The sequence below is a fragment of the Sinobaca sp. H24 genome, from assembly GCF_023845525.1.
Genome location: NZ_JALBWT010000021.1, coordinates 1 through 11,647, shown reverse-complemented (window position 1 = coordinate 11,647; position 11,647 = coordinate 1). Strand labels below are relative to the sequence as shown.

At 44.0% G+C, this 11,647-nt stretch carries 6 protein-coding genes and 5 pseudogenes; 5 read left to right on the top strand and 6 right to left on the bottom strand.

Annotation, left to right across the window (positions count from 1 at the left end; all coding sequences use genetic code 11):
• The first annotated feature begins 161 nt into the window (after window positions 1-161).
• The 3 pseudogenes from MMY81_RS21510 to MMY81_RS21500 all read left to right on the top strand — a co-directional run bounded on the left by MMY81_RS21510 (window position 162) and on the right by MMY81_RS21500 (window position 4,480).
• Window positions 162-717: pseudogene (locus MMY81_RS21510) on the top strand (glycerol-3-phosphate responsive antiterminator).
• Between the two features lie 220 nt (window positions 718-937).
• A pseudogene (locus MMY81_RS21505) lies at window positions 938-2,572 on the top strand (glycerol-3-phosphate dehydrogenase/oxidase).
• Window positions 2,573-2,735: 163 nt separating this feature from the next.
• A pseudogene (locus MMY81_RS21500) lies at window positions 2,736-4,480 on the top strand (phospho-sugar mutase).
• Window positions 4,481-4,520: 40 nt separating this feature from the next.
• On the opposite strand, the gene MMY81_RS21495 reads toward MMY81_RS21500, so the two are convergent.
• The 6 genes and pseudogenes from MMY81_RS21495 to MMY81_RS21470 all read right to left on the bottom strand — a co-directional run bounded on the left by MMY81_RS21495 (window position 4,521) and on the right by MMY81_RS21470 (window position 8,813).
• A complete protein-coding gene (locus MMY81_RS21495; protein ID WP_252314479.1) occupies window positions 4,521-4,787 on the bottom strand; it encodes an acylphosphatase in 267 nt (88 codons plus the stop codon).
• Between the two features lie 25 nt (window positions 4,788-4,812).
• The gene (locus MMY81_RS21490; RefSeq protein ID WP_252314478.1) at window positions 4,813-5,046 is read right to left on the bottom strand and encodes a hypothetical protein; all 234 of its coding nucleotides are present in this window, start codon (window positions 5,044-5,046) and stop codon (window positions 4,813-4,815) included.
• 115 nt (window positions 5,047-5,161) lie between these two features.
• The gene (gene pdxK, locus MMY81_RS21485; protein WP_252314477.1) at window positions 5,162-6,007 is read right to left on the bottom strand and encodes a pyridoxine/pyridoxal/pyridoxamine kinase; all 846 of its coding nucleotides are present in this window, start codon (window positions 6,005-6,007) and stop codon (window positions 5,162-5,164) included.
• Between the two features lie 15 nt (window positions 6,008-6,022).
• Window positions 6,023-7,254, bottom strand: a pseudogene (locus MMY81_RS21480) (aminopeptidase).
• 346 nt (window positions 7,255-7,600) lie between these two features.
• Window positions 7,601-8,125: a LemA family protein gene (locus MMY81_RS21475; protein ID WP_252314476.1), complete on the bottom strand. Its 525-nt coding sequence runs from the start codon at window positions 8,123-8,125 to the stop codon at window positions 7,601-7,603.
• 121 nt (window positions 8,126-8,246) lie between these two features.
• Complete coding sequence (locus MMY81_RS21470) at window positions 8,247-8,813, bottom strand: NAD(P)-dependent oxidoreductase (protein ID WP_252314475.1); 567 nt, start codon at window positions 8,811-8,813, stop codon at window positions 8,247-8,249.
• Window positions 8,814-9,067: 254 nt separating this feature from the next.
• On the opposite strand from MMY81_RS21470, the gene MMY81_RS21465 reads away from it, so the two are divergent.
• Both MMY81_RS21465 and MMY81_RS21460 read left to right on the top strand, forming a co-directional pair.
• Window positions 9,068-11,011, top strand: a complete 1,944-nt coding sequence (locus tag MMY81_RS21465; RefSeq protein ID WP_252314474.1) for an AMP-binding protein — start codon at window positions 9,068-9,070, stop codon at window positions 11,009-11,011.
• A 390-nt stretch (window positions 11,012-11,401) separates the two neighbouring features.
• Window positions 11,402-11,647, top strand: a pseudogene (locus MMY81_RS21460) (sulfite reductase [NADPH] flavoprotein alpha-component); the annotation flags it as partial.

The window sequence follows — 11,647 nt, the reverse complement described above, 5'->3', positions numbered from 1 at the left end:
CACCTAAATTCATTTGACGTAAAAGTTTCATTTGGACAGCAGCTGTCTCTATATTACTTATTCGCTGTTTACAGTAGTATTCCCTTTATTGAAGGAAATTATTTATTTTTTTCCAACTTTATCTAAGAATAAAAAATTATTGAAAGAAAGGAGCGGTGTATATGTTCTTTGGAACAGAAAAAGTTCTTCCCGCAGCAAGGACAGCTAAAGAATTTGACGGACTTTTAAAAAAGACTGCACCCATATTGTACTGCTCAACACTCATATCGCCCAGTTGAAAAGCATGGTGCAGCTGGCCAGGTCCGAGAATAAGAAGGTCATTCTGCACGCTGATCTAGTGCAGGGACTGGCCCATGATGAATATGCAGCTCAGTTTCTCTGTCAGCATATTAAGCCTTATGGTTTAATATCAACGAGAAAACAAATGCTTATCACGGCAAAAAAACATAAGGTTTTGGCCATGCAGCGTTTATTTCTGCTTGATTCACTGGCTCTTGATACAAGCTTTCGGTTAATAGAGGACGTAAGACCTGACGTAATAGAAGTACTGCCGGGGGTGATTCCGGGAATGATTAAAGAGGTACGCGAGCGTTCCGGTATTCCGTCGTTGCCGGCGGCCTGATACGCACGGAAGAAGAAGTAACGAATGCTCTTGAGGCAGGAGCGACAGCAGTAACGACTAATCGAAAAGAACTTTGGACCGTTCCATATAAATAAGCTTTCCCTTTGCAATAATGCCGGCCGGGGTGTACAATAGCCTTAAGTTAAAATCAGGTCGGAGCCGCAGGAGAGACCGCAATATTTCTATACAGGACAACTGTATGGACATATTGCGGTTTTTTATACCCGGGAAATACGCGGCACGACACTACAGGAGGGCATAACCTTGAATAACCAGAAATTTTCAGCTGTATCGAGAGAGAACAGATTAGAACAAATGAGCCGCGAAACGCTTGACGTTTTAGTAATAGGCGGAGGCATAACAGGCGCGGGGATTTCCCTGGACGCAGCAGCAAGAGGCATGAAAACGGGATTAGTGGAAATGCAGGATTTGCAGCAGGGACATCGAGTCGTTCCACAAAGCTTGTGCACGGCGGATTAAGATATCTTAAGCAGTACGAGGTAGGGCTTGTTGCAGAGGTTGGTACAGAACGGGCGATTGTATATGAGAATGCACCACATGTAACAGAGCCGCAGTGGATGCTTCTGCCGCTTGTGGAAAACGGTTCTTTTGGCAAGACATCTATGGCATTTGGACTGAAAGTATATGACACGCTGGCTAAAGTAAAAAAAGAAGAGCAGCGCTATATGCTTAATAGAGACAAGACGCTTGATAAGGAACCGCTTCTTAGAAAAGAAGGGTTAAAAGGCGGCGGTGTATATGTAGAATACCGGACAGACGATGCCAGACTGACGCTGGAGACAATTAAGCGTTCTGTCGATTTTGGAGCCAATCCGGTTAACTATGCAAGGGTGGAAGACTTTGTATATGAAAATGGAAAAGCAGTTGCAGTAAAAGTAATGGATACAGTAAACAATAAAGAGTACACGATCTATGCAAACCATATTATTAATGCAGCCGGCCCATGGGTGGATACACTGCGTAAAAAAGATGTTCTAATTTCGGCAAGCATCTCCGCCTGACAAAAGGTATTCACCTTGTGTTTGACAGAACCCGCTTTCCACTCCGCCAGGCGACTTATTTTGATACACCGGACGGACGCATGGCATTTGCTATCCCAAGAGATAACAAAACGTATGTAGGAACAACAGATACGGTTTATGAGGCAGACATCGCATCACCGCGTATGACAGAAGAAGATAGGAGCTATGTGCTCGAAAATCTCCAACTACATGTTTCCAGAGCTCAAGCTCACAAAAGAGGACGTGGAGTCCAGCTGGGCCGGGCTGCGCCCGCTCATTTACGAAGAAGGAAAATCGGCTTCTGAAATCTCCAGAAAAGATGAAGTATTTCTTTCTGAAACCGGCCTGATCTCTATTGCAGGAGGCAAGCTTACAGGATACCGGAAAATGGCTGAAAAAGCCGTGAATATTGTAGCGGAACGAATGAATATCCACGCTCCCTGCCCAACAGAGCATATTCACCTTTCCGGCGGTGCAGTGGACGGATCATCCGGCTTTGGCACGTATGTAAAAACACAGGCTTACCTTGGTGAAAAAGCTGGTTTATCCAAAGAAGAAGCAGAGCAGGTTATTGAATTCTACGGTTCCAATGCGCACAGCGTATTTGACCATATTCAAAAGCAGAAAAAAAATTGAACAGGCAGGTCTTTCATTGAAATTAGGCGGCCAGATTCTTTACGCACTAGAAGAAGAAATGGCCGTAACACCGCTTGACTTCTTTAACAGACGAGCAGCTCTTTTGTTCTTCGGAATGAATGAAGTAGACAAATGGAAAGAGCCGGTTCTTGCTTTCATGAAGAAAAAAGCAGGCTGGACCGAGTCTCAGGCATCATCATTTGTAGAAGAGCTGGAAAGTGAAATCCGTTATGCCAAGTATACAGAAGAAGAAGTAGAGAAAGAGACAGCCGTCCTTCTTAATAAGAGATAAACAGCAGAAGCAATCAGGCTTCTGCTGTTTTTTTTATGGGGTAAAGGAAGAAAAATAGGGTATACATATAACAAACCCTTCGGCAGCACAGCCATTTTTTAATAATCATGGTAGAAGTGGCTAGATGTTACTATAATAAGAACATACAAACAGAAATGAGGTCATGCGCAATGATTGGAAAAAGAATTGGGATAGATGGTCGTCTTTTCCCTCATTGGAAAAAGAACTTGATGACGAGTTGAAAGAGCTTTCCGGGGAAGAACACAGCTCGAGGACAGTTTTTACAAGTATCTGGAATTTGGCACAGGCGGTATGCGCGGAGAAATGGGTCCGGGCACAAATAGAATGAATGTCTATACGATCCGCCGTGCAGCAGAAGGTCTTGCCCGATTTATAGAAAGCCGGGGAGAGGAAGCCAAAGCAAGAGGGTCGCGATAGCCTATGATTCCAGGCACCGTCCGGTTTATTTGCAATGGAAACAGCGCGCACGCTGGAGCACACGGCATTCAGGCATACATATTTTGAAGACCTGAGGCCCACTCCGGAGCTTTCCTTTGCGGTAAGATACCTGCATGCGTTTGCCGGCGTTGTCGTTACGGCAAGTCATAATCCACCTATTTATAATGGGTTCAAAGTGTACGGCAAAGACGGCGGTCAATTTCCGCCGGAGCCTGCAGAAGAGCTGGTGGACTTTGTAAACAGCGTCGAGAACGAATTGGAGATTGTAACGGAAGAAGCAGAGCACGCTTGAACAAAAACGGCCTGCTGAAAGTGATTGGCGAAGAAATAGATCTGCCTTACAATCAGCACCTGGAGACAATCCTTCTGGATCCGGAAACCGTAAAAAAAGACGGCGGAGATCTGTCTATCGTATTCTCTCCTCTTCATGGCACGGCACATCTGCCTGTAACGCGTATCTTTAAATCCACAGGCTTCTCGGATGTTCATGTCGTTGCTGAACAGGCTGAGCCCGATCCGGAGTTTTCTACAGTGAAAAGCCCTAATCCGGAAGAAAAAGCCGCCTTTGAACTGGCGATTGAACAGGGAGACAAATTGGGAGCGGACCTTCTTGTCGCAACAGATCCGGACGCTGACCGTATTGGTATTGCTGTTAAAGGCAAAGACAATCATTACCAGGTTCTTTCCGGAAACCAGACGGGAGCGCTTATATTAGATTTTCTCCTGTCCAGCGAAAAGAAAAAGGGACCCTTCCTGAAAATGGAATCGTCATGAAAACAATTGTAACGTCAGAAATGGGACGTGCTATTGCTTCTCATTACGGTGTAGGAGACAATGGATACGCTGACCGGATTTAAATTTATCGCGAAAGATTAAACAGTTTGAAGAAAGCGGCGAGTATGTTTTCCAATTTGGCTATGAAGAATCTTTCGGCTATTTAATTGCTGACTTTGTCAGAGATAAAGATGCGGTGCAGTCTGCTTTAATCATTGCGGAAATGGCACTCTGGCATAAAAAGAACGGCAGAACGATCTATGAAGCTCTTCAGGAGCTGTATCAAAAAATACGGCAGCTATTTGGAAGATCTGGATTCTTTGACGCTGAAAGGAAAAGCGGGAGTAGAGAAAATCGAAGAAATTATGCATCACTTCCGCTCCAATCCGCCTGAAACCATCAGCGGACAAAAGGTCACTTCCATGGAGGATTTACCATTACGGGGGAGAGGACATTTTTAACAGACGGCAGAAAAGAAAAATCGAACTGCCGGTCTCTAATGTGCTCAAATTTAAATTTGAAGATAATTCCTGGTTTTGTGCAAGACCGTCAGGCACCGAGCCTAAAGTTAAATTTTATTTCGGTGTTGTAAAAGATGACGTAAAGGAAGCAGAGGAATCACTGCTTCAGCGTAAAATGGATGTTATGTCGATCGTGCACCAGATGATTCAATAACAGCAAAAGGACTGTCCCAAAAGCATTTGGGACAGTCCTTTTATTTTACTTTAAAGTTCTGTTTATGGTCGATTTCATCGATCGAATGAACCTCGACTTTGTCCACCTTTGAAAAACGCGGTCCTTTTTCAACGGAGGTCAAGAAGGAACGCATCGCTTCCTCATCGCCTTCAGCCGCAATTTCAACGGTATTATCCGTTTTATTACGAACCCATCCGTGAATCGAAAGTTTATCTGCTTCCATTTTTGTATGCTGGCGGAAACCAACGCCCTGCACAAGACCGTGTACGATAACATGCTGTTTCACTGTAGCATTCCTCCTTTATCCACTGTTATACCTTAATGAAATGAACTTCAAACCAGGGGTCTGACTCTAAAGCTTCTTCCGTTTCTGATATAACATGAGGCACGCCCTCTTCATCGGTGGACAGCCAGGTGCCGGCACTGTCTTGAAATACGGGATACACGTATCCCTCCTGAAATAAAATCGTTCCGTCCTGCGGTTCTATATAGTCATGGTGTAGTGCTTTCCATACGGTTCGTCTGCATTTTACTAATTCCATCATTTTCTCCTTTGTATCTTTATATCTCTAGCATTATAGCATGAGACACTGACAGGAAGAAAACATTCGGCCGGTTTTATTTATCGTAACGAAGAATCCCCGCTGAAGCCAGACGGTTTCAGCGGGGAATTTTGCTTTTATTCTTTTTATTTTTTGCCGAATGGTGACGGTAGGCTGTGTGATTAACGGGGCCGATATAGCGGTTAAGAGAAAAGGAGTCGGAAATGGCCGCATGAACGAACTGCTTTGCCAGCGTTATTGCCTCTCTAACCGGCACTCCTTTTGCGATCTCTGCTGTGATGGCTGCGGAAAAAGTACATCCGGCTCCGTGGGTAAAGGCGGTATCTACTTTTGGTGACTCCAGCAGTTCAAAAGTTTTTCCATCATAAAAAACATCTGTAGAGCTGTCGCCGCCAATTTCGCCGCCGCCTTTGATGATGACATAAGCCGGCCCTTTTTCATAAATAATAGCGGCTGCCTGCTTCATATCTTCAATTGTCTTCAACGGCTCTGTTCCGGCAATAGAAGACGCTTCAAACAGGTTAGGCGTAACGACGAGTGCTTTAGGGACAAGCGTATCGCGCAGGTATTGATCAAGCTCCGGATTCAGCGCTTCGTCGGCGCCTTTACAGACCATAACCGGATCTACTACCAGTTTTTCCACTTTAAATTCTTCCACTTTTTCTGCTGTCAGCTCAATGACTTCTTTTGAACCAAGCATGCCTGTTTTGGCAGCATCTACGCCAATTCCTTTAAGAACAGTCTGCAGCTGTGCCTTTAGTGCATTAATGTCCTGAGGATAAACGGCATGAAACCAGTCGTTGTCAGGATCCTGTGCAACAATGGTGGTTAATGCAGTCATTCCGTATACTTCAAGCTCCTGAAACGTTTTTAGATCTGCCTGAATGCCGGCACCTCCGCTCGTATCAGAACCTGCTATACTAAGCACTTTATTTAAACTCATCTTGATCATCCTTTCTTATATAGCCCATTCACCGTGTTGAAATACAGATTCTCTTGTACCATCGGGAAGAATGCCGTCAATATTCATGTTATTGCTTCCTACCATAAAATCAACATGAGTCAGGCTGCTGTTTAAGCCGGCCTGCTGCTTTTCTTCCTCATTCATTTCCGTTCCGCCCTCTACGCAAAAAGCGTAGGCGCTGCCTAATGCTAAGTGGTTTGAAGCATTTTCATCAAAAAGAGTATTGTAAAAGAGAATACCACTTGTGAAATAGGGGAACTGTGGGGAACAAGGGCGACTTCTCCTAAGCGGCGGGATCCTTCATCTGTTTCTATCAGGTTGCGAAGAGTTGTTTCTCCCTGTCCTGCTGTGAAATCAACCACTTTTCCATCTTTAAAATGAATCGTAAAGTCATCAATTACATTTCCGCTGTAATTTAAAGGCTTTGTATTCTTTACATACCCGTTTACCCCATCTTTATGCGGGACGGTAAATACTTCTTCAGTCGGCATGTTTGCGATAAAGTGAACTCCTTCTTTATTCGGTCCGCCGCCGCCGGCCCAGATATGATGATCCGGCAGGTCAATCGTTAAGTCTGTACCGGGGGCTGTATAATGCAGCTGCTTGTATTTTTTACTATTCATAATAGCTGATTTAGCCTGAAGTTTTTTATCATGCTCTTCCCAGGCAAGAACAGGATTTTCAAGATCGGCACGAACAGCTTTGAAAATAGCTTCCCACAGCTGCTGGACCGCGTCTGATTCGGTAGAGTCAGGGAATACTTTTTTAGCCCATCCCGGAGAAGGGGCAGCCGTTACAAGCCAGCTTACTTTATCAGATTGAATGTAATTGCGAAACTGCTTCATCGCTTCACCGGCTGCTTTATTGGCTGCTGCTACCTTACCTGCATCTGCGTCTTTTAATAAGTCCGGATCAGATGACTTCACAGTAATAAAGGCGGCTCCTCGTTCAGCCAGCTCCTCTCGTGATTTAGCATGCCACCACGGATATTCTTTGATTGCTTCCAATGGAGCGTGATCGAGCTTAAGCTTGCCCAGCTGTTCATCAGACCACTCTACGTGAACATTATGAGCGCCCGCCTCATAAGCTTTTTCAGCCAAAACCCTCACAAACTCATAAGAATGAATAGGAGCGGCAATAACAAGAATCTGTCCTTTTTGAAGGTTTACTCCTTTTTTAATAGACAATGATGCATAATTCTCTAGTTTCGTAGTAAAGTCCGTCATGCTGCTGTCTCCTTTGCGGCTGGAATTATTATTATAGAAGTCTTTCAAAATTGTATCATAAGATGGACAAAAAAAAGAACGATTGGAACAGCTCCAATCGCCAAAAGGTATTGTACGTATTAAAAATCAGAAAATCGGACGGCTGTAACAATACAATGTCCGTGTTCTTCATTCCTCTACAGCGTATCAGAAAATGTAAGAAGCCTGAAAAAGAGCTTGAAGCTGTTTTTATCGCTCTATATCGTAATATCTGCTGTTACAGCCGTTTTAATGAAATCATATAACACTAGGAATATAGTGTTCTTTTTACAGAATACATAACAAAAAGCGCTGTAGCACAGCGCTTTTAAGGGATATGGACAGTTTCTCTGGAATGAAAATTATGAGCATCCGCTACGAATCGGGTAGGGATGGACTGGATTTTAAGGTTATATTTTGTAACAGTATTGTTGTATACCCGCTTTGCTTTATCAAGCTTTGCTTCCGATTCCATAAAAAGAGCTTCCAGTCTTTCAAAATCTTCATTTCCCTGTAATCCTTCATTATCTTGTTTTTTATCAAATACACTGCGCAGGGATGCTGATAATGCTTCATCGGCATCGACAATCTCCGCTCTGGACTGTTTTCTTGAGTCGAGTCCGCCGCGAAGTTCCAACAGCTTTTCCAGAAGAGCCTGCTCATGGCGCATATGGGGCTGGGCTGTATCCACCAGTTCAGGAATAAGGTCAAACTGACGTTTAATCTGTACTTCCACCTGCTCCCAGGATTCTTCCACCCAGTTTAAGTATTTGATTAATGCATTATATCCGATTATCCAGCTTGCTAAAGCGATAACGATAAATATTCCGAGAACGGTCCCAAAAAAGGTCACATCCCATCAACCTCCTTTATAGCCTGCGGCAGTAATATGCCTGCAAAAGCACTAATATATTATATCATGAATAAAGGGGTAAAAAACACACTTGCCATATACTAGGAGATGGATTTACCCGTTAATACGTAATGCCTACCCGTTTTCTTTCATAAGCAGGGTGGAGAAGAAGATGGACGGTGAATGCTGCTGTATCAGCTGTGGTGATCTTATATCCTTCTTTTGGCAGGTAATCTTCTTCGGCCCGGATTTTGCCATGTTCCTCTCCGTCCGGAAGATAAGTGGGGCAGATAATAGTCCAGTTAAGCCCGGTTGCTTCCAGCATTTCATAAACTTTAGCGTGATCCTCCGCAGCCGTTGTACTCCGGCGTTTGGATTCAGAGGAAGCGAAGCGGTAAGTGCCCGGCTCTGAGCGAGCATCCAGAATGCCTGCTGTACCTATTGTCAGAAGCCTGTTTATATTATTTTTTTCCATTGACTGAATAATATGTGGCATGCTCCGCTGCAGCGTATTCTGTTTGTCCGTTCCAAGAGCGCTGATCACAGCTTCGGTGCCTTGAATCGTCTGTTCGATATTTTCTTTATGAAGCACATCTCCTTTAATTACTTTTAAAAGGGGAGAGGTTAACGTTATTTTTTCCGGGGAACGTGCCAGCATAACAACTTCGATATTCTCATGGAGCAGCATATCTAAAATATAGCGGCCGACTCTGCCGGTTCCCCGAGCAGTGCAATTTTCATACTATACCTACTTTCTAAAAACTTAGTATTATATCATTTTCCCCTGATCAGAGGAGAAGAAACATAAAAGCTCTGAAAATATAAAGGTGTACTTCTCCTTTATTTCTATTCTTGAAATGAGAACGTTCCCAAATCAAGAGGATAACAATGGTAAAATAGAAATATTCAATGATATCCAATCTAATAAAAGGGTGATGCCGTGTGGATAAACAGGATTGGTGGTTTCCGACAGATATTCAAATAAAAGCAACGAGACTGCACAAGTGGATGAGAAAACTCGGTTATACAGATTACGATGCTTTTTATAAAGCGTCTATTCTGGATATAAGCTGGTTCTGGAGCCAGGCTGAAAAGGAGCTGGATATTGAATGGTTTCAGCGCTACAGGCAGGCACTTGATCTTTCTGACGGGTGGAAATGGCCGCATTGGTATGTGAAGGGCAAGCTTAACGCTTCCCAAAACGCTGTGTTCAAATGGGCAGAAAAAGAAGATATAAAACAGGAAATGGCCCTGAAATGGGAAGGGGAAGGCGGCGAACAGACACAATTCACGTTTGATGAGCTTGCGTCCAATATTAAGCGGGCAGCAAATGGGTTCAAGCAATCGGGAATAAGCAAAGGTGATGTCATAACACTTTATATGCCGATGATACCTGAGACCGTTATTTCTATGATGGCACTCTCGCAGATAGGTGCTGTATTTTCCCCTGTTTTTTCCGGGTACGGAGCAGATGCTGTAGCGGCAAGAATGGATGCTGCCGGTTCCTCGGTGCTAATCGCTGCCTCCGGCTATACGAGAAAGGGCCGTCCGGTTTTAATGAAAAAAGAGGCGGACCGCGCTATTGATTTATCCCGGTCCGGGGAAACGTTAATTATCGTTGAACGGGAAAACGAGGTAGAAATCAGGGATGCGATAGATATAACCTGGAAAGAAATAATGAGTCATACACCGCTTGAAAAAGTTTATAAAGCGAAAAGCGACGAACCATTTATGCTGCTGTATACATCAGGTACTACCGGGAAACCTAAAAGCACCGTGCACACCCATGGAGGCTTCCCTATAAAAGCAGCCTTTGATGCAGGAATCTGCATGGATGTGAAAAAAGGAGATACCTTCTGCTGGTATACAGATATGGGATGGATGATGGGTCCATTTCTTGTATACGGTGCTCTGCTGAATGGCGCCTGTTTAATGATGTATGAAGGGGCCCCGGATTATCCGGAGCCGGATCGATTGTGGAAACTGACAGAGTCAGCGGGAATTACCCATCTAGGGGTCTCACCTACCCTCATCCGCTCACTAATGCAGCATGGAAAGGAATGGACAGAAAATAAAGACCTGTCCTCTCTTCGGGTAATAGGTTCCACCGGAGAACCATGGAACCCAGAGCCTTGGAAATGGCTGTTCCGTACTGCCGGCAGAAGCAGAATTCCTATCATTAATTACTCCGGGGGTACAGAAACGTCAGGCGGCATACTGGGTAATTTGTTATTAAAACCGATCGGCCCTGCCACATTTAACAGCGCCATTCCAGGAATGGCAGCGGATGTATTTAATGACAACGGACAGTCCGTGACAGATGAAGTAGGAGAGCTTGTCGTTAAAAAGCCGTGGGTTGGCATGACCGCGGGCTTCTGGAAAGAGCCGGAACGGTATGAAGAAGCTTATTGGAATAGATGGAAGGACATCTGGGTGCATGGAGATTGGGCAGTGAAAACCGAAGAAGGCTACTGGACAATTACAGGAAGATCAGATGATGTCATGACCATTGCTGGTAAACGGGTAGGCCCTGGTGAAATAGAATCTATTCTAGTAGAACACTATGCGGTTAAAGAAGCGGCGGCTATCGGCGTGCCGGATGAGAAAAAAGGAGAATCGCTCATTTGTTTTATCGTGTTAAATAAAGGTAACCTTCCAAGTAGAAGAATTATTGAAGAAGCGGGAGAACGCTGCGAAAGCAGCATGGGAAGATCCCTTGTACCGTCCGCTATTTTTATTGTGGAGGATCTTCCAAAAACGAGAAACGGGAAGATTATGCGAAGAGCGGTCCGGTCCGCCTTTTTAAATGAAGAAACTGGAGATTTATCGGCTCTTGAAAATCCTCAGGTACTTGAGGAGATTAAAGAAAAAGCAGCAGAAATGTAAATACTCTGTCCGGCAGTTTCTTCTTTGAGAAACTGCCGTTTTTTTCGTGACAATTATAAGAATTTCGTATTCTACTCTTATAAACTTTCTTCCCAGACCTTGAATTTTCCGTGCTTTTTAGTATAATTATCTTAATTCCGATATAACCAATGTGTTTTATTAGAAAAACAGTTTATTGATAAATAAAGAGAATAGATACCTGCGCAGGAAGGCTCTTTCTATGCAAAGAGTCTTTATTTTTTCTGAAAGCTGTTTTCAATAAAGAAAACATACTGCAGAAAAACAGATACTTTCTCCGTTGTTTATAGAAAATTGTTATAATGAATGTCGCTGCTATTTATTATTGTAAAGCAGTAAACATATAAAAATATCTTTGTGAGGTGGATCTCTTTGCAGCTTCAGGTAATAAATAGTCCTTTTAACCAAGAACAAACAGAGCTTTTAAACAAAGTTCTTCCATCCCTTACGGAAGAACAAAAAACGTGGCTGAGCGGATATCTGGCCGCTTCTCAATCAGCCTCAGCAGGAACGGCTGCAGCGGAAGCACCGCAGACATCCCAGGCCCCTGCGCCTGCAGCAGAGCCGGTCTCCAAAGAAGTAACGATCTTATTTGGTTCCCAGACGGGAAATGGACAA